Source organism: Streptomyces sp. NPDC088400 (assembly GCF_044753355.1).
Classification (GTDB): Bacteria; Actinomycetota; Actinomycetes; order Streptomycetales; family Streptomycetaceae; genus Streptomyces.
On the sequence record NZ_JBIVMZ010000014.1, the window covers coordinates 26,966 to 50,745 of the forward strand.

The window sequence follows — 23,780 nt, forward strand, 5'->3', positions numbered from 1 at the left end:
CCAACTGAGGCCGGTCCCGAAGCGCGTTCCGTTCGCGCTTCGGGACCGGCCGGGAACACCCCGCGGGGTGCCTGAGCGGCGTCAGTGCAACGTCACGAGTTGATGCAGGTGTTTCCGAAGGCCGGGTTCAGCAGGCCGACGACGTTGATGGAGTTGCCGCACACATTCACCGGAATGTGGATGGGCACCTGGATGACATTGCCCGACAGAACGCCGGGGGAACCGACGGCAGCGGCCTTGGCACCCGCGTCGGCCATGGCGGGGGCCGCGCCACCCATGGCCATGATCAGGCCTGCGGCCGCCGTTACGGTCTTCTTGTACTTCATACTGAGCCCTTTCCGCAGCGGCGAATACGTCCGCACGACTTTCGTGGCACGCGAGCGTTTTTTGGTTCTTGGCTCTCACGTCCGCTGCTGGAACTCCAACGAGTGAGTCGTGGCAAGGAAACTGCCCCGTTTTACCGCTCTTCCGGTTCACCCGATTGCCGCGTCAAGGTATTCGTTTCTGCGCTGTTGGCGGGCGTCCAGGTTTTCTGTCGGAAATCGAAAACGGGCCGGCAGGGGCGCCATTGCCCCTGCCGGCCCGTCGGTCCGGATCGCTGTCCGGAGGGTCGCGCGACGTGACAGGCGGTCAGTCGCGGATCAGTCGCGGTCGGCCGTGGATCAGCGGTTGCCCGCGCCGTTGCCCGAGAGCACCGGGATGTCGTCCAGGATGTGCGACAGCGGCTCGTCGCCCTTGGCCTGAGTGGAGTTCTCCGCGCACTGCTGGTTCTGCGGGGAGGACAGGACGTTGACGTCCTGGACGCCGACCGCGGCGAGGACGCCGACGAGCGTACCGACGTTGGCCTTGATCGGAGCGCCGATGCACAGCTTGTTCAGCGAACCCTGGACCAGCTCCAGCTGGGGGCTGTAGTTGCCCCTGGTCGCCTGGTTGCCGAAGGCCTCCTTGGCGCCGTTGCCGCTGAACGAGGTCGTACCGCCGTCGTCGGCGATGGCGAACGCCGAGGGTGCCGCCGCGGCGGAAACGCCGACCACGGAGACGGCGACGGCCGCGCCGGCCATAATCTTCTTGATCACGGTGTGTTCCTTTTCTCAAGAATTCAAGTGGAGCGACCTGAACAACCGTGCCCCAGCTGTTTAGTTCCGCTGCTTCACTCGATCGGCTTGCGGGCGGTGTCGGCCTTGCCGGGCGCGACGGAGCCGCGGATCGCCGGTAATACGCCGTTGGAGTGAACGGCCGGAACCAAACGAGCGGCGGGAAGTTGCTCAGTGAGCCCCCGGGACATTGGGGCATCCTTCAGAAGGGGACTCATCGTGATCAAGAAGGTCATGGCCGGCGCGACCATCGCCGCCTCCGTGGTCGGCGCCTCCGCCGCCGCTGCGCCCAGCGCGCTCGCCATCGGCAACGACGGCGGCACCACGTCCGCCAGCGGAAACTTCGCCACGCAGAGCTACGGCAACATGGCGACCCACGGCAACTGGAGCCCGCAGATCGCGCTCATCCAGGGCTCGTTCAACAAGCCCTGCATCGCGCTTCCGGCCAAGGCGAACCTCGGTTCCCTCGTCGGGGTCATCCCGATCGGTATCCAGGACCTCAACATCCTGTCCTCCCCGCAGAACCAGCAGTGTGTCGAGAACTCGACGCAGGCGAAGGGCGACGAGGCGCTGTCGCACATCCTGGACAACATTCCGATCCTGTCCGGGAATGGCGCGGCCAACGACTGATAAATCGGTCGAAGGCCGGACCGCCGCTGAAGAGCGCGGTGGTTCGGCCTTTTTATCGGTTTTCGAATTAGGCCATTCGGGGGATCCGCCGAAACTAATCCCCTCTCGGGTGAGTTGAGCAAGGCGGACTCCACCGGTGGGGTCCGACTTTCCGGAAAGGTATTTAAATGAAGAAGCTGTGGGCAACCGCCGCTGTAGCCGCGTCGATCGTCGGAGCCACCGCCGCTGCCGCGTCGCCGGCGCTCGCCATCGCCAACGACGGCGGTACCACCTCGTTCAGCGGTAACGGTGCGGAGCAGGCCTTCGGCAACCAGGCGACCAGGGGCGAGTTCAGTCCCCAGCTGGGTCTGGTCCAGGGTTCGCTCAACAAGCCCTGTGTCGGTCTGCCGGTGAAGGCGAACGTCGGTTCCCTCGTCGGGGCCCTCGCGGTCGCGGTCCAGGACGTCAACGTCCTGTCCTCCCCGCAGAACCAGCAGTGTGTCGAGAACTCGACGCAGGCGAAGGGCGACGAGCCGCTGTCGCACATCCTGGACGACATCCCGGTCCTGTCCGGGAACGGCGTCGGCAACAACTGATGACCCCAGAGGCCCGGTCCGGCATCACGCCGGACCGGGCCTCTGTCATGTCCGCTGTCATTTCTCCGTGCCACGTCAGGCAGGCCGCGGCGTGCGCGGACGACCACTCGGCGTGCGCACGGTGGTCCATGACCGGGGTGTGGCACGGGGTCGGTAGTGTGCCGGAATGCCCACCGTGACAAGTGTGAATGTGAATGGCCTCCGCGCCGCCGCCAAGAAGGGGTTCGTGGAGTGGCTGGCGGAGACCTCCGCCGACGTGGTCTGCCTCCAGGAGGTACGGGCCGAGCCCCCGCAGCTCACCGAGGACGTACGGGAGCCCGCCGGATGGCACGCCCTCTTCGCGCCGGCGGCTGCCAAGGGGCGGGCGGGCGTCGCGCTGTTCTCGCGCCGGGAGCCGGAGCGTACGCAGATCGGATTCGGCAGCGCGGAGTTCGACGCGAGCGGGCGGTACGCCGAGATCGACCTTCCCGGTGTCACGGTCGCCAGCCTCTATCTGCCGTCGGGCGAGGTCGGCACGGAGCGGCAGGACGAGAAGCTGCGCTTCATGGACGAGTTCCTCCCGTACCTGGAACAGCTGAAGAAGCGCGCTGCGGCCGACGGCCGTGAGGTGGTGGTCTGCGGCGACTGGAACATCGCCCACCAGGAAGCCGACCTGAAGAACTGGCGCGCCAACCGCAAGTCGTCCGGGTTCCTCCCCGAGGAGCGGGCCTGGCTGACCCGCGTCTTCGAGGAGACGGGGTACGTGGACGTGGTCCGTGCCCAGCATCCGGATCAGGAGGGGCCGTACTCGTGGTGGTCGTACCGCGGGCGCGCCTTCGACAACGACGCGGGGTGGCGTATCGACTACCACGTGGCGACGGAGGGGCTGGCCGGGCGTGCGGTGAAGGCCTGGGTCGAGCGCGCGGCGACGCACGCGGAGCGCTGGAGCGACCATGCGCCGGTGACCGTGGTCTACGGGGCGTAGGGGGACGGAGCCGGGACTCCGCCTCGGCCTGGACCGGGCGTTTTCAGTCCTGCGGGGTGCGCAGGTGGCGGTCCAGGGCCATGGAGAGTTCCGCTTCCACCACGCTCTGCGCCAGCGGGCGCAGTTTGGCCGGGTCCGTGGCGGTGTCGGTGGTGGTGTGGGTCCGGAGAGTGGTGGCGAAGAGTTCGGCCAGGGCCTCCGTGTGGACGCGGACGCGGCGGCCGGCTTCGAGGATCGCCGCCAGGGGGACGCCTTCGCGGACCAGGGCCGCCGACACCTCCAGCAGGCGGCGGCTGATGTGGACCAGTTCCTCGCCGTCCGTGGCCAGGTAGCCGAGGTCGAGGGCCGCCGCGAGATTCTCGGCGGTGACCTCGCCCTCGAAGTAGTCGGCCAGTTCCTCGGGGGAGAGCCGGACCGGGGTCTCCTCGGTGGGTTCGCCCAGGCCCAGGACCTCGCTGACGTCCCGGCCGCTGTCGAAGGCTGCGGCGAGGTCGGCGATGCCGTTGAGGGTGTGGCCGCGTTCCAACAGGGCCGCGATCGTACGGAGTTTGGCCAGGTGGTGGTCGCCGTACCAGGCGATCCGGCCCTCGCGCCGGGGTAACTGGATCAGGCCGCGCTCGCGGTAGAAGCGCAGGGTGCGCACCGTGATACCCGCCTCGCGGGCCAGTTCCTCCATGCGGTATTCGCGGGGCCGGTGACCTTGTGCCATACCGGCAGCGTATGTCGTACCCCCGGTAACTTGTTTGCGCCCAACCCCTACCCACCAGTACGGAGCTGCTCTACTCTCCACATCGTGCCAGTGATCGCTGGCGTGGTCTGGAGGGGACATGGGTCAGCACGAGCACGTACGCGTGGCGGTGATCGGGTCCGGGTTCGGTGGGCTGGGGGCGGCCGTCCGGCTGCGCCGGGAGGGGATCACCGACTTCGTCGTCCTGGAGCGGGCCGGTTCGGTCGGCGGGGCCTGGCGGGACAACAGTTATCCGGGATGCGCGTGTGACATCCCCTCGCATCTCTACTCGTTCTCGTTCGCGCCCAACCCCGACTGGCCGCGCTCCTTCTCCGGGCAGCGGCACATCAGGGCGTATCTGGAGCATGTCGCGGACACCTTCGGGCTCCGGCCCCACCTGCGGCTGGACCACGAAGTGCTGCTGATGCGCTGGGACAGCGACGCGCTGTGCTGGGAGATCGAGACCTCGCGGGGGACGTACACCGCCGAGGTGGTCGTCTCCGCGACCGGGCCGCTGTCGGACCCCAGGACTCCGGAGATACCGGGGCTGGCCGAGTTCCCGGGGAAGGTCTTCCACTCCGCGCGCTGGGACCACGGCTACGACCTGCGCGGCAAGCGCGTCGCCGTGATCGGTACGGGCGCGTCCGCGATCCAGATCGTGCCGGCGATACAGCCCGAGGTGGGGCGGCTGACGCTCTTCCAGCGGACACCGGCGTGGGTGCTGCCGCGCTTCGACCGGAGGATTTCCAGGCCCGAGCGGCGGCTGCACCGGGCGCTGCCGCTCACCGGGGCGCTGCGGCGCAAACTCCTCTGGGGTATCAGGGAGTTACAGGTCCAGGCCTTCACCAAGCGGCCGAACGAACTCGGGCTCGTCGAGTCCCTCGCCAAGGCCAGTATCGCGAAGTCGATCAAGGATCCGGCGCTGCGGGCCAGGCTGACGCCCTCGTACCGCATCGGCTGCAAGCGCATCCTGCTGTCGAGCGCGTACTACCCGGCGCTCGCCCGGCCCAATGTGGAGGTCGTCGCGTCGGGGCTGGCGGAGGTGCGCGGATCCACGCTGGTCGCGGCGGACGGTACGCAGGCCGAGGCGGACGCGATCGTCTTCGGGACCGGCTTTCATGTGACGGACATGCCGATCGCCGAGCGGGTGGTGGGCGCCGACGGGATCACGCTCGCGGAGGCGTGGAAGGACGGGATGCGGTCGCTGCGCGGCGCGACGGCGGTGGGTTTTCCCAACTGGATGACGATCATCGGGCCCAACACCGGGCTCGGGAATTCCTCGATGATCCTGATGATCGAGTCCCAGCTGAACTACATGGCGGACTATCTGCGGCAGTTGGACGGCCTCGGCGGGCGGGGAGGACCGGGTGGATCCGAGGGGCCGGACGGATCTGAGGGGCGGGGTGGATCCGAAGGGCCGGGCGCGCGGGTGGCGTTGGGGCCCCTGCCCTCGGCCGTGAGTGCCTGGAATCATCGGGTGCAGGCACGGATGGAGCGGACCGTGTGGAACACCGGTGGCTGCACCAGCTGGTACCTGGACGAGAGCGGCCGTAACACCACCGTCTGGCCGGGCACGACCGCGGAGTTCCGGCGGGCCACGCGTGAGGTCGATCTCTCGGAGTACGAAGTGATCCGCGCCGGGCGGCAGTTGAGGGTCGTCGAGGAGCCGGATGGCGGGACTCGAACGCCTGATGAGAAGGAAGTTGTCCGATGAGTGGAGTGTCTCAGGTGCGTGAGCTGACCGCCGTTTCCGCCGACGGGTCCCGAATCCATGTCGAGGTCCACGGACCGGTGCGGGCGGGTGCGCGTGCCGGTGATGGTGACCGTGGAGCCGTGGGGCGTCCTGCCGTCGTCCTCGCCCACGGCTGGACCTGCTCCACCCGCTTCTGGGCGGCGCAGATCGCGGACCTCGCCGTCGACCACCGGGTGATCGTCTACGACCAGCGTGGGCACGGCCGTTCGCCCGTACCGGGGCGGGACGGCTACTCCACCGACGCCCTCGCCGACGACCTGGAGGCGGTGCTGGCCGCCACGCTGGAGCCGGGGGAGAAGGCCGTGTTCGCCGGGCACTCCATGGGCGGCATGACGCTGATGGCCGCGGCTCGGCGGCCCGCCTTCCGGGAGCACGCGGGGGCCGCGCTGCTGTGCAGCACGGGCAGCTCGCGGCTGACGGACGAGAGCCTGGTGGTGCCGCTGCGCCCCGGGCGCGTACGGACACGGCTCACCCGGATGATCCTCGGCGCGCGCGCCCCGCTGGGGCCCGTCACGCCGCTGTCGAAGCGGATCCTGCGCTACGCGACGATGGGGCCCGGTTCCGCGCCGGAGCGCGTGACGGAGTGCGCCGGGCTCGTGCACGCCTGTCCGAGGCTCAGCCGGGTGGGCTGGGCGCATGTCCTCGGCACGCTGGATCTCGACGCGGGCGTACGGGAGTTGAGCGTGCCCACCGCCGTGATCGTGGGGACCGCCGACCGGATGACCCCGCCGGTCCAGGCACGTGCACTGGCCGCCGCGCTGCCCGACTGCGTCGCGTTCACCGAACTCACCGGGATGGGACACATGACTCCGGTGGAAGCCCCGGAGGCCGTCACGGCCGCGATCCGGGAGCTGGTCACCACGTACCTGAACGCGAAGGAGGACGTGGCGTGAGCGGTGCGGGTGGAACCGGTACAGGTGGTACGGGTGCGCGTGCCGGGCGACTTGAGGGGAAGGTCGCGGTCGTCACCGGCGCCGCGCGCGGCGTCGGCGAACTGCTGGCGCGCAAACTCTCGGCGCGCGGTGCGAAGGTGGCGCTCGTCGGCCTGGAGGCGGACGAGTTGAAGCGGGTCGCCGCCCGGCTGCACGCGGAGTGCGGCCACTGGTACGCGGATGTCACCGACCACGTGACGATGGCCCAGGTCGCGCGGGAGGTCGAGCAGCGGTTCGGGAAGGTGGACATCGTCGTCGCCAACGCGGGCGTGGCGACCGGCGGTCCGTTCGCGGACTCGGACCCGGACGTGTGGCGGCGGGTCATCGAGGTCAATCTGATCGGTGGCGCGGTGACCGCGCGGGCGTTCCTGCCCGCCCTGAAGGAGAGCCGCGGCTACTTCCTCCAGATCGCGTCCCTCGCCGCGATCGCTCCGGCACCGATGATGAGCGCGTACTGCGCCTCCAAGTCCGGCGTCGAGGCCTTCGCGCACAGCCTGCGCGCCGAGGTCGGCCACCTGGGCGTCCGGGTCGGCGTCGGCTATCTGTCGTGGACGGACACCGACATGGTGCGGGGCGCGGACGAGGACGGCGTGATGCGGGAGCTGCGCGAGCGGCTGCCGTGGCCGGCGAACCGTACGTATCCTCTCGGCTCCGCCGTGGACCGTGTCGTCGCCGGGATCGAACGGCGCTCCGCGCATGTGTACGCGCAGGGGTGGCTGCGCGGCATGCGGCCCGTGCGGGGATACCTCCCGGGGCTCATCGCCTCGGTCGGGCAGCGCGAGATGCGGCGCTTCGAGCCTCGGCTCGCCGGGGTGCGGAAAGGGCTCGTGGGCGCGGGCGGGGCAGCGGACGAGAAGGGCCGTGCGCAGCGTAAGTGATCGAAATGCACGGAATGTCGGCGCGTGTAAGGCTGGTCGAGATCCCACCCCCCGGGTAACCCCCACACCCTTCCAGGAGTGATTTTCCATGGGCATTTCCGACCAGTTCAGGGACAAGGCGCGGGAGCTCGACGACCGGGCGAAGTCGAGGGCGAACGAGGCGAAGGACCAGCAGTCGGGGCAGCGGCAGCCGCAGGAGCCCGGTGAGGGTGGGCAGTCGCGGCAGCCGGGGCAGGGCGGGCAGCCGCAGCGGCCCGGTCAGGCCGACCAGGCGCAGCGGTCCGGTCAGGCCGGGCATGGTGCGCAGGACCAGGCGCGGCACCAGTCGCGTGATGCCCGTGATGCCCGTGATGCCCGTGACGCCAATGACGCCCGTGACGCCCGGGACGAGCTCGACGACAGTGTCGACGCCTGAGTGGTGTTCGCGTACACCTGAGTTGACGGTCTGACGCGTACGAGAGGCGCACCCGGTTCGCCGGGTGCGCCTCTTGCTGCCGCGACGGGCGAACGGGCGCTACGTTCGCAACAGGTGTCGGCTCACTCGTTCTTGCGCGGTGGCAGGTCCGGTCGGCGCAGGTCCGGGACCGCTCCGTATCCCGGCGGTGTTGAGGCCGGGTGCGCGGCCAGCAGGTCCAGCGCCACCCACACCGCGTCGTCGAGCTGCGCGTGCCGGCCCTCCGCCCAGTCCAGCGGCGTGCGCAGGGCCTCGACGTCCGGCGCGACACCGTGGTTCTCGACGGACCAGCCGTACGCGTCGAACCAGGCCGCGTTCATCGGCACCGTGATCACCGTGCCGTCGCCGAGACGGTGGCGTCCCGTGATGCCGACCACCCCGCCCCAGGTGCGCTGCCCGACCACCGGTCCCAGATTCAGCAGCCGGAAGGCCGCGGTGATCATGTCGCCGTCGGAGGAGGTCGCTTCGTCGGCGAGCGCGACGACCGGGCCGCGTGGTGCGTTCGAGGCGTACGAGACGGGCTGGGCGTCGCGCGTGAGGTCCCAGCCGATGATGCGGCGGGTGAGCTTCTCCACGACCAGCTCGCTGATGTGGCCGCCCGCGTTGCCCCGCACATCCACGATCAGCGCGGGCCGGGAGACCTCCAGCCGCAGATCGCGGTTGAACTGCGCCCAGCCGGAGCCGCCCATGTCGGGGATGTGCAGGTAACCGCACTTGCCGCCGCTGATCTCCCGTACGACCTCACGGCGTTTGGCCACCCAGTCCTGGTAGCGCAGCGGACGTTCGTCGATGAGCGGGACGACCGCGATGCGGCGGGAGGCGTCCTTGCGGTCGGCGGGGCGGAAGGTCAGCTCGACCGTTGTGCCACCGGCGGCGGCCAGCAGCGGGAAGGGACCGGCCACCGGGTCGACGGGCCGCCCGTCGACATGCGTCAGGACCGCGCCCTCGCGGATCCCCGTACCGGCGAGCGGCGAGCGGGCCTTGGAGTCGGAGGAGTCGCCGGGCAGAATGCGCTTGATCATCCACTCGCCGTCCCGGGGCACCAGATTGGCGCCGAGCAGGCCGATCGGGCGCTGGTAGTGGGGCGGGCCCTCGTCGCGGCGGGCCGGGGAGACATACGCGTGGGAGGTGCCGAGTTCACCGAGGACCTCGCGCAGAAGATCCGCGAACTCGTCGGGGGAGGCGACCCGTTCGACCAGCGGGCGGTACTGGTCGAGGACACCGTCCCAGTCGATGCCGCACATCTCCGGCTCCCAGAAGTAGGCGCGGATGAGCCGCCCCGCCTCCTCGTACGCGTGGCGCCACTCGGCGGCCGGGTCGACGTCGTGCAGGATCCGGCGCAGATCGAGGAAGACGGTGGAATCGCTGTCACCGGGCTCGGTGGCGGGTACGGCGCGCAACTCGCCGTCGTCCACGACCACCAGCCGCGAACCGTCGCCGCTCGGCGCGAACCAGTCGAGATGGCCGACGAGTTCGCTCTTGCGGGCCTTGGCGATGTCGAAGTGTTCGAGAGTGGGACGGCCCGACATGTCGGCGGGGTTGGCGAACGTCTCGCCGAGCGCCCCGGAGATCGGCCAGCGCAGCCAGACCAGGCCGCCACCGCTGACGGGGTGCAGCGCCGAGTACTTGGACGCGGTGACGGGGAACGGAGTGACCCGGTCCGCCAGGCCCTCGACCTCGACGATGACCGTGCCCTGCCCGGAGGCCGCCGCCGCGGACGTTCCGCCCTCGGATTCGCTGACGGCCGGGTCGAGTCCGCCGGCGGCGGGGCGGCCGTCGGGGGACAGCGCGAACGGCGACGGGGTCGCGGAGGACAGCGGTACGAGATAGGGGCGGCAGCCCAGCGGGAAGGAGAGGTCGCCGGTGTGCACGTCGTACACCGGGTCGAAGCCGCGCCAGGACAGGAACGCGAGGTAGCGGCCGTCGCTGGTGAAGACCGGATTCTCGTCCTCGAAGCGGCCGTTGGTGACATCGACGATCGTACGGGCGAAGCTTCCGGCGATCTTGGCCAGCTTGATCTGGCGGAGGGTACGGCCCACGCCGGGGTGGGACCAGGTGAGCCACTCGCCGTCGGGGGAGAAGGCCATGTCGGTGACGGGGCCGTTGATGGAGCGGATCAGTTCGGTGACGGGGGGTGGGGGTTCGGTCGAGGGCGCGGTTGGGGGTGGGGGTGTTGTGGGTTGGGGTGCGGTAGTTGGTTCGGTGGTGGGGGGTGGGGCGGCGCCGGTCGGTTCCGTGGTGGGGGGTGGCTCGGCGGCCGGTGGTGGCTCTGTCGGTTGGGTGGGGGGTTCGGGCTGGTCCGGTGGCTCGGGCTGCTCCGGTGGTTGGGTCGCTTCCCCTGCGGGGGTTTCCTCCGGATCCTCCGTCGTGTCTATGAGCAGCAGCCTGCCGTCGTGCGTCGCGATCGCGATCCGTTCCCCGTCCGGGTCCGCGACCATCTCCCGTACGCGGCCCAGCTGCCCCGAAGCCAGTCGCCGCGGCTCCCGGTCACCGCTCGCCCTCGGCAGATACGCGATCTCGATCGCGTCCTCGCCCTCCGCGTCGGTGACGTACGCGACCTGGCCGCCGCTGCCGAGCATCTCGGCGAACCGGACCCGGACGCCGGGCGTGTCCGCGATCGTGCGGGCCGGGCCGTCGCGGTGGGTCAGCCAGTACAGGCTGCCCCGTACGTTCACGGCGCTCGCCCGGCCCGTCGCGTCCACGGAGATCCCGTCGACGTGGCTGGCGGCCGGGACCTGGTAGCCGCGCCGCCCCACACGCGGTCCACCGAGCCGTACGTCCAGCTTGCGCGGCACCGAGTCGGGAGTCAGCGCGTCGACCAGCCAGAGGTCGCCCGCGCACTGGTAGACGACGCGGCGCCCGTCCGACGAGGCGTGGCGGGCGTAGAAGGCGTCATGGTCGGTGTGGCGGCGCAGATCGGTGCCGTCGGGCAGGCAGGAGTAGAGATTGCCGACGCCCTCGTGGTCGGAGAGGAACGCGATGCGCCCGCCGACGAACATCGGGCAGTCCAGATGGCCGCCGATGTCCGCGAGCAGCCGTTCGCCGTGCAGCCAGAGCCGGCCCATCGCACCGCCCCGGTACCGCTTCCAGGCGGCGGGTTCGTGCGGCGGCTTGCCGGTGAGCAGGAGCGTACGGCGCTCACCGTCGATGTCCGCGACGGCGATGTCGCTCACCGGGCCCCAGGGCAGCTTGCTGCCGGGGGAGCCGTCGGTGGGGAGGCTGTAGGCCCAGGCGAAGTACGAGAAGGGCTGGCCGTGCGAGGAGACCGCGAGGATCTGGGTGTCGCCGTCCTTGTCGAGGGGCGTCCAGCCGCAGATGCGGGTGTCCGTGGCGCCCCAGTAGGTGAGACGGCGGGACGGGCCGCCGTTCACGGGGGCCAGATGGATTTCCGGGTCGAGGCTGCGCCAGGTCGTATAGGCGATGTGGCGGCCGTCGGGTGAGAAGCGGGGGTGACCGATTCTGGTGCGGTCGACGGTCAACCGCCAGGCGCGTTCGGGGCGGTGCCCGGCCGGCGCGAGGGGGGCGACCCAGAGGTCGTCCTCGGCGGCGAAGCACAGCAAGTCGTCGTGCAGGTGCGGGAAGCGGAGATACGCGACGTCGTCACTCACCCCCCAATGCTGCCCTTTGGGGGCGGGGCGCGCCTCCGGGACGACGTATTTCGCGGTGGGGGGTCGCTGTCCGGCGGTGCGCTGTCCGGCGGTGCGCCGTCCGGCGGGGGCGGGTGCGGGGCGGGGGTGCGGGTGCGGGTGGGGTTTGTGGTGGGTGCGGGGGCCGGGGCCTCCGGAGGCGCATGTCCGGACTGCATGATTTACGCCGCGTGCGGGTTTCGTGGTCGGGTGCGGGCCGGTGTGCGGCACAAATCACGCTCTACGTCCGGACACGTCACCTCCTGCGACCCCGACCCCCTCCCGCCGGATCCCCGCCTGCGGGCCGCCTCGTCCTTTGTACGGCCGCCCCCGGCGGTGTGGGGGTGGGTTGGGGCTGGGGTGGGGTGCCTGGGCGTTCTGGTTGGGTCGTCCGGCGGCGAGTGAGCCGAAGGGGCGCGCCGCTGTCGTAAGGGAGAGCGCGCGCAGGTTTGTGAGGTACGAGCGAACCGAGCACGGTCGACCCGTCGACAGTGGCTGAAAGTGGCCCGGAGGTGAACCGAGCCCAAAAAAATACCGAAACGGTTTCGTTTCGTTCGGGGGTAGGGTTATCTTCGTACTGTACGAAACCGTTTCGTTCGCAACGTCGGAGGTCGGTCATGGCGCGCAGCAGACTCACGCCTGAACGTGAGGCCGAGCTGTATGCCGCCGTGCTCGATCTGCTGCGGGAAGTCGGCTATGACGCCCTCACCATGGACGCCATCGCCGCCCGTACCCATTCCAGCAAGGCCACCCTCTACCGCCAGTGGGGGAGCAAGCCCGAGCTGGTCGCCCGTGCGATGCGACACAACAAGCCGGTGAGTATCGGACAGATCGACACCGGTTCGGTGCGTGGCGACTTCGAGATGATGGTGGCCCGTACCGACGACTGCCAGGTGGAGAAGGACTCCGCGCTGATGCGGGGCCTGTTCCATGCCGTACACGACAATCCGGAACTCCTTGAGGCGTTGCGTGAGCTGCTCATCGATCCCGAGTTGACCGGGCTCGACGAGTTGTTGAGACGTGGCGTGGAGCGCGGTGAGCTCGCCGCGGACAACCCGGCATTGGCTTATATCTCGCACATGCTGATCGGTGCCTTCGCGGCCCGGCAGCTTGTCGAGAACCGGCCGATCGACCGGGAATTCCTCGCCGCCTATATCGATGCCGTGGTCCTCCCCGCCCTCGGCGTCTGACTGCCCGCACCGGCCCCCGCCGGTCCTGAGCGTTGCACCCGCATGCACCGACTGATCCACCTGACGCGTTCCGCTCCCGTCGTCGGGCCGGCTCCCCATGCCCTGTTTTCGACCATAGATCCGGGAGTACGCCCTCGTGGCCACGTTTCTCTACAAGCTCGGACGGCTCGCCTTCCGGCGCCGACGCCTTGTCGCCCTTGTCTGGGTGGCACTGCTCGCGCTCGCCGGAGTAGGCGCGGCGACCGCGTCCGCCCCCACTTCCAGTTCCTTCTCCATACCGGGCACGGAGGCCCAGAAGGCCTTCGACCTGCTTGAACAGCGTTTCCCCGGGGCCAGTGCCGACGGCGCGACCGCCCGTGTCGTCTTCAAGGCTCCGGCGAACGAGAAGATGACCGACGCCGCGCACAAGGCGGAGGTCCGCGAGATCGTCGGCGAGTTGTCGGACGGTTCGGACCAGGTCGCCTCGGTGACCGACCCGTACAACGCGAAGGCCGTCTCGCAGGACGGCTCGACGGCGTACATCCAGGTCTCGTACAAGGTCAACTCGATGGAGATGACCGAGAAGACCCGTACGACACTCGAAGAGGCCGGGGCCGACGCGCGGGCCCAGGGCATGACCGTGGAGATCGGCGGGGACGCGCTCCAGGTCACGCCGGAGACCGGATCCACGGAGATCATCGGGGTGGCCGTCGCCGCCGTGGTGCTGGTGATCACCTTCGGATCCCTGGTCGCGGCGGGGCTGCCGCTGCTCACCGCGCTCATCGGGGTCGGCGTCGGGGTCTCCACGATCACCGCGCTCGCCACCGTGCTCGACCTGGGCTCCACCACCTCGACTCTCGCGATGATGATCGGCCTGGCGGTCGGGATCGACTACGCGCTGTTCATCGTCTCCCGCTACCGCGCCGAACTGGCCGAGGGCCGGGAACGCGAGGAGGCGGCCGGACGGGCCGTCGGTACCGCCGGGTCCGCCGTGGTCTTCGCCGGTCTCACCGTCGTGATCGCGCTGGTCGGGCTCGCCGTCGTCAATATCCCGATGCTCAGCAAGATGGGCTTCGCCGCCGCCGGTACGGTCGTGATCGCCGTCCTCATCGCGCTCACCCTGATTCCGGCGGGGCTCGGCTTCGTGGGCAAGCGGGTGCACGGACGCAAGGACCGTCGGGCCATCGAGAGCCGTAAGGCGGGCGAGGGCGCCGAGGAGAAGCCCAACATGGGCACCCGCTGGGCGCGTTTCGTGCTGCGTCGTCCGATCGCCGTCCTGGTCACGGCCGTTGTCGGGCTCGGGGTCATCGCGGTCCCGGCCTCCTCGCTGGAGATGGGGCTGCCCGACGACGGGTCGCAGCCGACCAGCACCACCCAGCGCAAGGCGTACGACCTGCTCTCCGACGGCTTCGGCCCCGGCTTCAACGGGCCGCTGATGCTGGTGATCGACGGCAAGGCCAACAACAACGCCAAGGAGACGGCCACCGAGGTCGCCGACAAGGTGAAGAAGATGGACGGCGTCGTGGCCGTCACCCCCTCCACCCTCAACAAGGCGGGCGACACCGCGACCATCACGGTGATTCCCAAGGACCGCCCGTCCTCGGTCGAGACCGAGGATCTGGTCCACTCCATCCGTGACACGGGCGACGGGATCGAGGCGGAGCGTGGGGCCGATGTCCTGGTCAGCGGCGCCACGGCGATGAACGCCGACTTCTCGCAGAAGATGAACGACGCGCTGATCCCGTATCTCGCGCTCGTCGTCGGCCTGGCCTTCCTGCTGCTGATGCTGGTCTTCCGGTCCGTGCTGGTGCCGCTCAAGGCGGCCCTCGGCTTCCTGCTCTCCGTGGTCGCCGCTCTCGGCGCCGTGGTCGCGGTGTTCCAGTGGGGCTGGCTCGGAAGTCTGCTCGGTGTCGAGCAGACCGGTCCGGTGATGTCGATGATGCCGATCTTCATGGTGGGTGTGGTGTTCGGCCTCGCGATGGACTACGAGGTCTTCCTGGTGACCCGGATGAGGGAGGCGTTCGTCCACGGGGAGCGGTCCGGCGAGGCGATCGTCACCGGCTTCCGGCACGGTGCGCGGGTGGTCACGGCCGCTGCGGTGATCATGATCGCCGTCTTCGCGGGCTTCATCGGCTCCAGCGAGTCGATGATCAAGATGATCGGCTTCGGGCTCGCCATCGCCGTGTTCTTCGACGCGTTCGTGGTGCGGATGGCGATCGTGCCGGCCGTGCTCGCGCTGCTCGGGAACAAGGCGTGGTGGCTGCCGCGCTGGCTGGACCGGGCGCTGCCGAACGTGGATGTGGAGGGTGAGGCCCTGCACAAGCAGCTCGCGGACACGCCCGGGGGCCCGGACGGTGGTCCCGGCTCGGAGCGTGAGCTGGTGCGCACCTGAGGTTCGGCTCTCTCCTGCTCCGGGCCGTCGCTTGAGCGGAGCGACGGTTCCGGGACGCGCCGGCGCTGTGGGGACGGAGCCGGAGCGGTGCATGCGGCCCGGTCGTACGCCCTTGAGGGGTGTGCGGCCGGGCCGCTGTGCTGGGCTTTCAGGTTCTGTGGAGCAGGCGGCCCAGTTCGTTCTCCACCTGTATGTCGTGCCGCTCCTCGCCGGCCGGGACCATCGCGTACGAGTCCTTCAGGAACCGGCGCAGCGGTGCGGAGTCGAACTGCACCACCGCCACCCCGTCCGGCGAGTGGAATTCCAGTACGGTCTGGGCCCGTCCGCAGGGCCACACCTGTACGTCGCCGGTGCCCGACGGCAGTCGCAGGCCCTCGTCGAGCAGGTCGCGGGCGAACGCCCAGATCACCTCGCCCTTCTGGTCGAGGGAGACCTCGGGCGGGAAGACGATGCGCATGGCGAGCGGATCGGCGCCGTCGTAGCGGAGGGTGACGGTGACCGTCCTGGGGTGGGGGGCGTCCGTTATCAGACGGGCTGTGGCGGGCTGTTCGACGATGGGGGGCATCGACTGGCTCCTTTGAGCTCTCCCCGAATAACGAACATTCCGTTCCAATCCTACAAAACTCGGTCAATTAACTCACGGTCGTGGCGATGTCACATCCGATGGCCGGGTGGGGTGCCGTTCCGGCGTCATCCATGTCATCTCGCATGGGGTCCGCTCTTGCGCATCGTTCGCAATAGGGCACTATCATCGAACGGCTCACCACCGCGCCGTCCCCGCCGTCCCCGCAGGAAGCGGAGTCCTCCATGCATGTCCCCGACGGATTCATCGACCTGCCGGTCTCGGCCGCCACCGGCGCCGTCGCCGTGGGCGCCGTGGCGGTCAGCCTGCGCGGCGCTCGCCGGGAGCTGGACGAGCGCACCGCGCCGCTCGCCGGGCTCGTCGCCGCCTTCATCTTCGCCGTGCAGATGCTCAACTTCCCCGTCGCGGCCGGTACGAGCGGTCATCTGCTGGGCGGGGCCCTGGCGGCGATACTCGTCGGTCCGTACACCGGTGTGCTCTGTATCTCCGTCGTGCTGCTGATGCAGGGCATCCTCTTCGCGGACGGCGGGCTCACCGCGCTCGGCGTGAACATCACCGACATGGCCGTGGTGACGACCGTCGTCTCGTACGCGCTCTTCCGCGGGCTGGTGAGGATCCTGCCCCGGACGCGCCGCTCGGTGACCGTGTCCTCCTTCGCCGCCGCGCTGGTCTCCGTACCGGCCGCGGCTCTCGCCTTCACCTTCTTCTACGCGGTCGGCGGGACCACCGACATCCCGATCGGCAAGGTGCTGACCGGGATGGCCGGGGTCCATCTGCTGATCGGTATCGGCGAGGCCACCATCACCGCGCTCACGGTCGGCGCGGTCATCGCCGTACGGCCCGACCTGGTGCACGGCGCCCGGGGGCTGTCCGCGCCGCTGAAGCTGCGGGTCGGCGGGGAGCTGGTCGACGCGGCGCCCGAGTCCTCGCCCGTTGCGGCCCCCGCGGCGGCCCGTTCCTCCCGCACGGTCTGGGCGACCGGTCTGGTCACCGCGCTCGTCCTGGCCGGGTTCGTCTCCTTCTACGCCTCCGCCGACCCCGACGGCCTGGAGAAGGTCGCCGCGGACCAGGGCATCGACAAGAAGACCGAGCCGCACCACAACGCCGACTCCCCGCTCGCCGACTACGGCGTCGAGGACATCTCCGACGCCCGGGTCTCCGGCGGCCTCGCGGGGGCGATCGGCGTGGGCGCCACGGTCGCCGTGGGCAGCGGCGTCTTCTGGGCGGTGAGCCGCCGCCGTACGGCCACGGCCGCCGCGTCCGGCTCCGCGTCCCGGTCGGCCGGCGGGCGGGTCTGACATGGGCGCGGGCCACGCCCACAAGCTCTACCGGCACGGGCACTCGCCGGTCCACACACTGCCGCCGCACTGCAAGCTCGCCGCGGTCTTCTGCTTCGTCGTCGTGGTCGTCTCCACCCCGCGCGAGGCGGTCTGGGCGTTCGCGCTGTACGCGGCGCTGCTCGCGGCGGTCGCAGCGGTGGCCCGTATCCCCGCCGGATTCCTGCTGCGGCGGATGCTGATCGAGGTTCCGTTCGTGGCGTTCGCGGTCCTGATGCCGTTCGTGGTGCCGGGCGATCAGGTGCGGTTCCTGGGGCTGTCGTTGAGCGTTCCCGGCCTCTGGGGCGCCTGGAACGTACTCGCCAAGGGCACCCTGGGCGTCGCCGCGTCCGTGATCCTCGCGTCCACCACCGAACTGCGGTCCCTGCTGCTCGGCCTCCAACAGCTGCGCCTGCCACCGATGCTGGTGCAGATCGCGTCCTTCATGATCCGTTACGGCGATGTCATCACCGACGAGATGCGCCGGATGTCGATCGCCCGCCGTTCGCGCGGTTTCGAGGCACGGGGCGTACGGCACTGGGGAGTTCTGGCGAAGTCCGCCGGGGCGCTCTTCATCCGCTCGTACGAGCGCGGGGAGCGCGTGCACCTGGCGATGGTGAGCCGGGGGTACGCGGGCACCATGCCGGTCATCGACGAGGTGAGCGCGAGCCGGGCGCAGTGGACGTACGCCGCCGTGCTCCCGCTGTCGGCGCTCACCGTCTGCCTGCTCGGCTGGTTCCTGTGACATCTCCTGACATCTCCCGGTTGGTTCCTGTGACTTCTCCCTTGTCCTCTCCCGTGTCCTCTCCCGCCGTACCGCCGTCTCTTGAGGTCAGCGGGCTCGCGTACGCCTACCCCGACGGCCATCAGGCCCTCTTCGGCGTCGATCTGACCGTCGGGCGCGGGGAGCGGGTGGCGCTGCTCGGACCCAACGGGGCCGGCAAGACCACACTCGTCCTGCATCTCAACGGCATCCTGACCGCCGGGGCCGGTTCGGTCGCGGTCGCCGGGCTGCCGGTGGCGAAGCGGAACCTGGCGGAGATCCGGCGCCGGGTCGGCATCGTCTTCCAGGACCCGGACGACCAGTTGTTCATGCCGACGGTGCGGGAGGACGTGGCGTTCGGACCGGCCGCCGCCGGACTGCGCGGGCCCGAACTGGAGGCCCGGGTCCGGGACGCGCTCGGCCGGGTCGGGATGGCGGAGTACGTGGACCGGCCGCCGCACCATCTGTCGTTCGGGCAGCGGCGGCGGGTGGCCGTGGCGACCGTACTGGCGATGCAGCCGGAGATCCTCGTCCTGGACGAGCCTTCGTCAAACCTGGATCCGGCGTCCCGGCGTGAACTCGCCGATATCCTGCGGTCGCTGGACATCACCGTGCTGATGGTCACACACGACCTGCCGTACGCACTCGAACTCTGCCCCCGCGCGGTGGTCCTCAGCGACGGCGTGATCGTGGCGGACGGCCCCACCCAGGGACTTCTCGGCGACGAGGAGTTGATGGCGGCGCACCGGCTGGAGCTGCCGTTCGGTTTCGACCCGCGTTCCGTGTCACCGCGCCACGTTGCACCATAGAGGGGGTCGCGCCGCCGGGGCGTGATGTGACGGACGAGCGGTACGGCGAGCGGACGCGAGCGGTACCGACGGGCAGGAGTGCGGGCGTGGACGTCCAGGGGACGGTGGCAGCGGGCTTCGAGCCGGTCAGGGACGCTTTCGTACGGAACTTCGATCGGCTCGGTGAACACGGCGCGGCGGTCGCCGTGTACCGGGACGGGCGGAAGGTCGTGGACCTGTGGGCCGGTACGCGCGATGTGGACGGCCCGGAGCCCTGGGCGCTGGACACCGCGCAGATCGTCCGCTCGGCGACGAAGGGCGTGGCCGCCGCCGTACCCCTGCTGCTCCACCAGCGCGGACAGATCGATCTCGACGCGCCGGTCGGTACGTACTGGCCGGAGTTCAAGGCCGCGGGCAAGGAGCGCGTGCTCGTACGGCACCTGCTCTCGCACCGCGCGGGCGTGCCCGTACTGGACCGGCCGCTGACCCGGGCCGAGGCCGTCGACGGCGAGTCGGGCGCTCGCGCGCTGGCCGCCCAACGGCCCGTCTGGGAGCCCGGAACCGACCACGGCTATCACGCCCACACCTACAGCTGGCTGGTCGCCGAGCTGGTCAGACGGGTCACCGGGCGCAGCATCGGCCGGTGGATCGCGGAGGAGATCGCGCGCCCCCTCGGCCTGGACTTCTGGGTGGGCCTGCCCGAGGAGGAGGCGCACCGGGTGGGGCGGATCGGCCCCGTCGGGGAACTGCCGTCGGCGGGCGGCGGCGAGCTCAAGCTGCGGCCCAAGAGGTCGGTCACGGAGGCGTACCAGAACCCGGAGTCGCTCACGCGGCGCGCGTTCGGGGTGATCGATCCGCTGCCGGACGAGAACGACCCGGCGTACCGCGCCGCCGAACTCCCGGCCTCCGGCGGCATCTCGACCGCCCGCGCGCTGGCCCGCGTCTACGCGGCGATGATCGGCCCGGTGGACGGCCACCGGCTGTTCGCGCCCGCCACCCTGACCCTGGCCCGTACGGAGGAATCGGCGGGCCCGGACCGGGTCCTGGTCGTCGCCACCCGCTTCGGCCTCGGCTTCATGCTGCACGGCCCGTCCGCGCCGCTGCTGGCCCCCGGCTCCTTCGGACACCCGGGGCGCGGCGGCTCGCTGGGCTTCGCCGATCCCGAGTCGGGCATCGCGTTCGGGTACGTGACCAACGGCATGCGCAAGGGAGTCACGGCCGACCCGCGCGCACAGGCCCTGGTGCGGGCGGTGCGGTCGGCGACGTGAGGGGCCGGTGAGACGTTCCGCGGGGTACCCGGTGAGACGTTCCGCGGGGTACCCGGTGAGACGTTCCGAGGGGTAGGGGGACTGATCGGCCGGTTAGCCGGCCGACAGCACCGACGCCACCACCGGGCCCGCCGCGTCGCCTCCGTGTCCGCCGGCCTGGACGACCGCGGCGGCGGCGAGATCGTTCTCGTACCCCGTGAACCAGCTGTTGGACGTGGTCTGGCCGTCGACCTCCGCCGAACCGGTCTTCGCGCCCTTGTCCCCGCCGAGCCCGGACATCGCCTTGGCGCCGGTGCCGTTCGTGGCCGTCAGGCGCATCATGGAGCGCAGTTGGTCCGCCGCGTCCGGCGACAGCGAGCGCGCGGCGGTCGCCATCTTCCGGTCGTCCAGCGTGCGCGGCACGATGACCGGCTGCTTGAACGCGCCGTTCTTGGCGGTGGCCGTGACGGACGCCATGTTGAGGACGTTCATCTGGACCGTGCCCTGGCCGATGTACTGCGCCGCCGCCTCGCTGCCGGTCCCGGCCGGGACGCTGCCGTCGAAGGACGGGATCCCGGTCTGCCAGTTCAGGCCGATACCGAAGACCTCCTGGGCCTCCTTCGCCAGCGCGCCGTCGTCCTCGGTGTCGTCGATCAGCTTGATGAAGGCGGTGTTGCAGGAGCGGGCGAAGCTCTGCGCGAAGGTGCCGTTCGGGATCGAGAACTCGTCCAGGTTCTGGAACTTACGGCCCTGGTATATCGCGTTCTTCGGGCATTCGGCCGGCTTGTCCGCGCCGACCAGGCCCTTCTCCAGCAGCAGCGCCGCCGTCATGATCTTCATCGTGGAGCCGGGCGCCTGCTGGCCGAGCATCGCCGCGTTCCAGCCGTCCTTACGGTTGTTGGCGACCGCCAGGATCTCGCCCGTACTGGGCTGGAGGGCCACGACCGACGCCTCGCTGTACTTCTTCACCGACTGCTCGGCCGCCGCCTGGACGCCCGCGTCCAGCGTCGTCGTCAGCTCGCCCGGCTTCCCCTTGGAGAGCGTCAGCAGCGACTGGTCGGCGGCGGCCTTCGCGTCCGCCGTGGTGCCGCTGCCGTCCTCGCTCCCGCTGTCGGCCTTCAGCATCAGTTCGATGCCCGCCGAACCGCCCGCGTCCTCGCCGTACTTGGTCCGCAGCTGGTCCAGAACGGCCCCCAGCGACGGGTACTTCTCCTTCGTCAACTCCGTGCCGTCGCGGTCAACGGCCTTGATCGGCGGGGCCGATGCCTCGCCCGTGACCAGGACCGTGGAGTCCGTCAGCTTCGGGTGGATCACGGACGGCGCCCAGTCGACCAGCGGGCGCCCGGTGGTCTTGCCGCGCACCACGGTCAGTTCCGAGCTGTACGACCAGGGCTTGCTCTGCCCCTTGAACGCCACCGTGGCCTTGACGGTGAACGGCACCTTCGCGCCGGCCGCCGTGCCCGGTGTGATCACCGCTTTGGTGACATGGGCCTGGTCGCGGTAGCCGCTGATGGCCGGCCCGGCGGCGGTGGCGTTGTTGGTCAGCTGCGCGACATCGGCCGCGTCCGTCCCGTCCGCCCAACCGGTCAGGAAGTCCTTCGCCGCCTTGTCGATCTCGGCCGCGCTGAGCGGGCCGGTCTTGACCTCCGCGCTCCTGGTGGTGGCACCGGCGCCGCCGCCCGATCCGCCGTAGAGGCTGTACGCGCCGTACCCCACTCCACCGGCGAATACGATGAACACCCCGCCGATTACGGCGGTCTTCGCTCCACTACGCATGAGTGCGGCCCCTCCCCAGAAGTCCAGCCGACTCTACGGGACGTGTGTGCCGCCCGGGACGAGGGCTGTAGGACCGCGGACAAGCGTTATCGGACCGCGACGCCCTCGGCGGAACCGGGTGGCCATGAGCTCCGGGGGCCGGCTTTCGGCGCCGGGACAGACGCCCCGGCCGCCGGACCCCCCCGCCATCAGACCCAGGTGTCGAACCACATCCTGCTGCGCCACGCGTCGATCGGGATCGACGTCCCCGTGTACAGCGGCCAGAAATAAATGAAGTTCCAGACGATCAGCAGCACCAGCACGCCCGCCCCGACCGCGCCGATCGTCCTTCGTCTCTCGTCGGAGCCCGCCGGCCCCACCATCGCGCCGATCATCATCGCCACCGCGAGACAGAGGTACGGCACGAAGACGACCGCGTAGAAGAGGAAGATCGTCCGCTCCTGGTACAGGAACCAGGGGCCCCAGCCCGCCGCCACCGCGCAGGCGATCGCGCCCGCGCGCCAGTCGCGGCGGAAGAACCAGCGCCACAGGACGTAGCAGAGCGCGAAGCCCGCCGCCCACCACAGCAGCGGGGTGCCGAGCGCCAGTACCTCGCGGGCGCATTCGCCCTTCGTCGCGACCGGGCAGCCGTCCTTGCCGGCCGCCGGATCCTCGTAGAAGTACGAGACCGGGCGGCCCAGGACGATCCAGCTCCACGGGTTCGACTGGTAGGTGTGGCCCGAGGTGAGGTTGACGTGGAAGCTGTAGACCTCGTTCTCGTAGTGCCAGAGGCTGCGCAGCCAGTCGGGCAGCCAGGTCCAGTCGCCGCCCTTGCCCGCGGTCGCGGCCCAGTTCCTGAAGTAGCCCTTGTCGGTGACGATCCAGCCGGTCCAGGAGGCGACGTACGTCACGACCGCGACCGGCACCGTCGAGAAGAAGGCCGGCACGATGTCCCGCTTGAGCACCGCCAGGTACGGCCGGACCGCGCCCGCCGTCCGGCGCGCGCCCACGTCCCACAGCACGGCCATGATCGCGAAGGCGGCCAGGATGTAGAGGCCGTTCCACTTCGTGGCGAAGGCCAGGCCCAGCATCACCCCGGCCGCGAGCCGCCAGGGCCGCCAGCCGAGCCGCAGGGTCTCGGCGACCGGGGCGTCCGGGCGCAGGACGCCCTCCTCGTCCTCGGGAAGCGCCGCCGCCAGCTTCCGCCGTGCCCAGTCGCGGTCGATCAGCAGACAGCCGAAGGAGGCCAGCACGAAGAACATCAGCACGAGGTCGAGGAGCGCCGTACGGCTCATCACGAAGTGCAGCCCGTCGACGGCGAGCAGCGCGCCCGCCAGACATCCCAGGAACGTGGAGCGGAACAGCCGGCGCCCGATCCGGCACAGCATCAGCACCGAGAGCGTGCCGAGCACCGCGACCATGAAACGCCAGCCGAAGGGCGTGAACCCGAAGAGCTGCTCGCCGAGGCCGATGACCCACTTGCCGACCGGCGGATGAACGACGTAACCGGGCTCGGTCGGGATGGGCACCGAGGACGGGTCCTTCAGGATCCGCGCGTCGATGTCCTTGGGCCAGTTGCCCTCGTACCCCTGGTTGACGAGCGCCCAGGCGTCCTTGGCGTAGTACGTCTCGTCGAATATCACCGCCTTGGGGTTGCCCAGGTTCCAGAACCGGAGCGCGCCCGCGACGAGGGCCACGAGCAGCGGCCCGCCCCACGCCGACCAGCGGATCAGCCGTTCCGCGAGGGAGGGCGGCACCGCGAGCACCGCCCACAGTCGCTCGGAGGGCCGGGTGTACGGCGGTACCAGCCGCTCGCGCAGGCCCGTCACCGGCCGGGGCACATGGCCGAATCGGCGGAGCCGCTGAGGCCAAGAGGGCGGCTTGTCGCCGGCGTCGTGCCCCTGGAGGGCTTCTGGCGCAGTACTGGTCACCGCGCCATCGTAGGGAACGCCGCTGTGCGAGGGGCGCGTCGCGCCCTGCGAGGATGGCGGATGTGAACGCGACGCCTGGAACAACGCCTGGATCCACCCCCGAATCAACTGGGTCAACGCCCCGATCGGCCGCCGGACCCGCGTCCGGATCGAGGTCCGGATCGAGGTCTGGACCGGGGGCCGGAGCGGGGGCCGGTTCGGCG

General features: G+C 70.3%; 20 protein-coding genes. 13 read left to right on the forward strand and 7 right to left on the reverse strand.

The genetic code is table 11. The features are described 5' to 3' along the window. Window positions 1–92 precede the first annotated feature (92 nt). Window positions 93–326, reverse strand: coding sequence for a chaplin (locus ACIQD6_RS29125; RefSeq protein ID WP_401887995.1), 234 nt, complete (start codon window positions 324–326; stop codon window positions 93–95). Window positions 327–662: 336 nt separating this feature from the next. Further along, window positions 663–1,073 (reverse strand): rodlin, encoded by a 411-nt coding sequence (locus tag ACIQD6_RS29130; protein WP_401888381.1) that lies wholly within the window; start codon window positions 1,071–1,073, stop codon window positions 663–665. A gap of 240 nt (window positions 1,074–1,313) precedes the next feature. On the opposite strand from ACIQD6_RS29130, the gene ACIQD6_RS29135 reads away from it, so the two are divergent. The 3 genes from ACIQD6_RS29135 (at window position 1,314) to ACIQD6_RS29145 (ending at window position 3,263) form a co-directional block, all read left to right on the forward strand. Beyond that, window positions 1,314–1,724 (forward strand): rodlin, encoded by a 411-nt coding sequence (locus ACIQD6_RS29135; RefSeq protein ID WP_401887998.1) that lies wholly within the window; start codon window positions 1,314–1,316, stop codon window positions 1,722–1,724. Window positions 1,725–1,891: 167 nt separating this feature from the next. Then, window positions 1,892–2,299: a rodlin gene (locus tag ACIQD6_RS29140; RefSeq protein WP_401888001.1), complete on the forward strand. Its 408-nt coding sequence runs from the start codon at window positions 1,892–1,894 to the stop codon at window positions 2,297–2,299. 166 nt (window positions 2,300–2,465) lie between these two features. Next, window positions 2,466–3,263: an exodeoxyribonuclease III gene (locus tag ACIQD6_RS29145; protein WP_401888004.1), complete on the forward strand. Its 798-nt coding sequence runs from the start codon at window positions 2,466–2,468 to the stop codon at window positions 3,261–3,263. A 43-nt stretch (window positions 3,264–3,306) separates the two neighbouring features. Here the strand turns inward: ACIQD6_RS29145 and ACIQD6_RS29150 are convergent, their stop codons facing one another. Next, window positions 3,307–3,939 (reverse strand): MerR family transcriptional regulator, encoded by a 633-nt coding sequence (locus tag ACIQD6_RS29150; protein ID WP_401888383.1) that lies wholly within the window; start codon window positions 3,937–3,939, stop codon window positions 3,307–3,309. A 151-nt stretch (window positions 3,940–4,090) separates the two neighbouring features. On the opposite strand from ACIQD6_RS29150, the gene ACIQD6_RS29155 reads away from it, so the two are divergent. The 4 genes from ACIQD6_RS29155 to ACIQD6_RS29170 all read left to right on the forward strand — a co-directional run bounded on the left by ACIQD6_RS29155 (window position 4,091) and on the right by ACIQD6_RS29170 (window position 7,968). Continuing rightward, window positions 4,091–5,704, forward strand: coding sequence for a flavin-containing monooxygenase (locus tag ACIQD6_RS29155; protein WP_401888006.1), 1,614 nt, complete (start codon window positions 4,091–4,093; stop codon window positions 5,702–5,704). Next, complete coding sequence (locus ACIQD6_RS29160) at window positions 5,701–6,636, forward strand: alpha/beta fold hydrolase (protein WP_401888009.1); 936 nt, start codon at window positions 5,701–5,703, stop codon at window positions 6,634–6,636. The genes ACIQD6_RS29155 and ACIQD6_RS29160 overlap by 4 nt, the downstream gene beginning before the upstream one ends. Further along, entirely contained in the window at window positions 6,633–7,553 is a 921-nt protein-coding gene (locus ACIQD6_RS29165; protein ID WP_401888012.1) for an SDR family oxidoreductase, read from the forward strand. The genes ACIQD6_RS29160 and ACIQD6_RS29165 overlap by 4 nt, the downstream gene beginning before the upstream one ends. An 88-nt stretch (window positions 7,554–7,641) precedes the next feature. Beyond that, window positions 7,642–7,968, forward strand: coding sequence for a hypothetical protein (locus ACIQD6_RS29170; RefSeq protein WP_401888015.1), 327 nt, complete (start codon window positions 7,642–7,644; stop codon window positions 7,966–7,968). A 122-nt stretch (window positions 7,969–8,090) separates the two neighbouring features. Here the strand turns inward: ACIQD6_RS29170 and ACIQD6_RS29175 are convergent, their stop codons facing one another. Beyond that, window positions 8,091–11,615 carry a S41 family peptidase gene (locus ACIQD6_RS29175; protein ID WP_401888018.1) on the reverse strand — a complete coding sequence of 1,175 codons (3,525 nt, stop codon included), beginning with the start codon at window positions 11,613–11,615 and terminating at the stop codon, window positions 8,091–8,093. Between the two features lie 635 nt (window positions 11,616–12,250). On the opposite strand from ACIQD6_RS29175, the gene ACIQD6_RS29180 reads away from it, so the two are divergent. Together ACIQD6_RS29180 and ACIQD6_RS29185 are read left to right on the forward strand one after the other, a co-directional pair. Further along, window positions 12,251–12,823 (forward strand): TetR/AcrR family transcriptional regulator, encoded by a 573-nt coding sequence (locus ACIQD6_RS29180; RefSeq protein WP_401888020.1) that lies wholly within the window; start codon window positions 12,251–12,253, stop codon window positions 12,821–12,823. A gap of 136 nt (window positions 12,824–12,959) precedes the next feature. Beyond that, a complete protein-coding gene (locus ACIQD6_RS29185) occupies window positions 12,960–15,194 on the forward strand; it encodes an MMPL family transporter (protein WP_401888023.1) in 2,235 nt (744 codons plus the stop codon). Between the two features lie 148 nt (window positions 15,195–15,342). Here ACIQD6_RS29185 and ACIQD6_RS29190 read toward each other — a convergent pair whose 3' ends face one another. After that, complete coding sequence (locus ACIQD6_RS29190; RefSeq protein WP_401888026.1) at window positions 15,343–15,759, reverse strand: SsgA family sporulation/cell division regulator; 417 nt, start codon at window positions 15,757–15,759, stop codon at window positions 15,343–15,345. Window positions 15,760–16,001: 242 nt separating this feature from the next. Here ACIQD6_RS29190 and ACIQD6_RS29195 point away from each other — a divergent pair, with 242 nt between their 5' ends. The 4 genes from ACIQD6_RS29195 to ACIQD6_RS29210 all read left to right on the forward strand — a co-directional run bounded on the left by ACIQD6_RS29195 (window position 16,002) and on the right by ACIQD6_RS29210 (window position 19,912). After that, a complete protein-coding gene (locus ACIQD6_RS29195; RefSeq protein ID WP_401888029.1) occupies window positions 16,002–17,075 on the forward strand; it encodes an energy-coupling factor ABC transporter permease in 1,074 nt (357 codons plus the stop codon). A 1-nt stretch (window position 17,076) separates the two neighbouring features. Next, window positions 17,077–17,838: a cobalt ECF transporter T component CbiQ gene (gene cbiQ, locus ACIQD6_RS29200; RefSeq protein WP_401888032.1), complete on the forward strand. Its 762-nt coding sequence runs from the start codon at window positions 17,077–17,079 to the stop codon at window positions 17,836–17,838. A gap of 41 nt (window positions 17,839–17,879) precedes the next feature. Next, window positions 17,880–18,665, forward strand: a complete 786-nt coding sequence (locus tag ACIQD6_RS29205) for an energy-coupling factor ABC transporter ATP-binding protein (RefSeq protein WP_401888034.1) — start codon at window positions 17,880–17,882, stop codon at window positions 18,663–18,665. 86 nt (window positions 18,666–18,751) lie between these two features. Then, window positions 18,752–19,912 (forward strand): serine hydrolase domain-containing protein, encoded by a 1,161-nt coding sequence (locus ACIQD6_RS29210; RefSeq protein ID WP_401888035.1) that lies wholly within the window; start codon window positions 18,752–18,754, stop codon window positions 19,910–19,912. A gap of 93 nt (window positions 19,913–20,005) precedes the next feature. Here the strand turns inward: ACIQD6_RS29210 and ACIQD6_RS29215 are convergent, their stop codons facing one another. After that, window positions 20,006–21,667 (reverse strand): penicillin-binding transpeptidase domain-containing protein, encoded by a 1,662-nt coding sequence (locus ACIQD6_RS29215; protein WP_401888037.1) that lies wholly within the window; start codon window positions 21,665–21,667, stop codon window positions 20,006–20,008. Between the two features lie 188 nt (window positions 21,668–21,855). Next, window positions 21,856–23,577: a dolichyl-phosphate-mannose--protein mannosyltransferase gene (locus ACIQD6_RS29220; RefSeq protein ID WP_401888039.1), complete on the reverse strand. Its 1,722-nt coding sequence runs from the start codon at window positions 23,575–23,577 to the stop codon at window positions 21,856–21,858. Window positions 23,578–23,780: the final 203 nt, after the last annotated feature.

Excerpts from the sequence above, each read along its gene's own strand:
- ACIQD6_RS29125 (WP_401887995.1), bottom strand. The coding sequence starts at position 326 with ATGAAGTACAAGAAGACCGTAACGGCGGCCGCAGGCCTGATCATGGCC.
- ACIQD6_RS29140 (WP_401888001.1), top strand. The coding sequence starts at position 1,892 with ATGAAGAAGCTGTGGGCAACCGCCGCTGTAGCCGCGTCGATCGTCGGA.
- ACIQD6_RS29145 (WP_401888004.1), top strand. The coding sequence starts at position 2,466 with ATGCCCACCGTGACAAGTGTGAATGTGAATGGCCTCCGCGCCGCCGCC.
- ACIQD6_RS29150 (WP_401888383.1), bottom strand. The coding sequence starts at position 3,939 with ATGGAGGAACTGGCCCGCGAGGCGGGTATCACGGTGCGCACCCTGCGC.
- ACIQD6_RS29155 (WP_401888006.1), top strand. The coding sequence starts at position 4,091 with ATGGGTCAGCACGAGCACGTACGCGTGGCGGTGATCGGGTCCGGGTTC.
- ACIQD6_RS29160 (WP_401888009.1), top strand. The coding sequence starts at position 5,701 with ATGAGTGGAGTGTCTCAGGTGCGTGAGCTGACCGCCGTTTCCGCCGAC.
- ACIQD6_RS29170 (WP_401888015.1), top strand. The coding sequence starts at position 7,642 with ATGGGCATTTCCGACCAGTTCAGGGACAAGGCGCGGGAGCTCGACGAC.
- ACIQD6_RS29180 (WP_401888020.1), top strand. The coding sequence starts at position 12,251 with ATGGCGCGCAGCAGACTCACGCCTGAACGTGAGGCCGAGCTGTATGCC.
- ACIQD6_RS29190 (WP_401888026.1), bottom strand. The coding sequence starts at position 15,759 with ATGCCCCCCATCGTCGAACAGCCCGCCACAGCCCGTCTGATAACGGAC.
- ACIQD6_RS29195 (WP_401888029.1), top strand. The coding sequence starts at position 16,002 with ATGCATGTCCCCGACGGATTCATCGACCTGCCGGTCTCGGCCGCCACC.
- cbiQ (WP_401888032.1), top strand. The coding sequence starts at position 17,077 with ATGGGCGCGGGCCACGCCCACAAGCTCTACCGGCACGGGCACTCGCCG.
- ACIQD6_RS29215 (WP_401888037.1), bottom strand. The coding sequence starts at position 21,667 with ATGCGTAGTGGAGCGAAGACCGCCGTAATCGGCGGGGTGTTCATCGTA.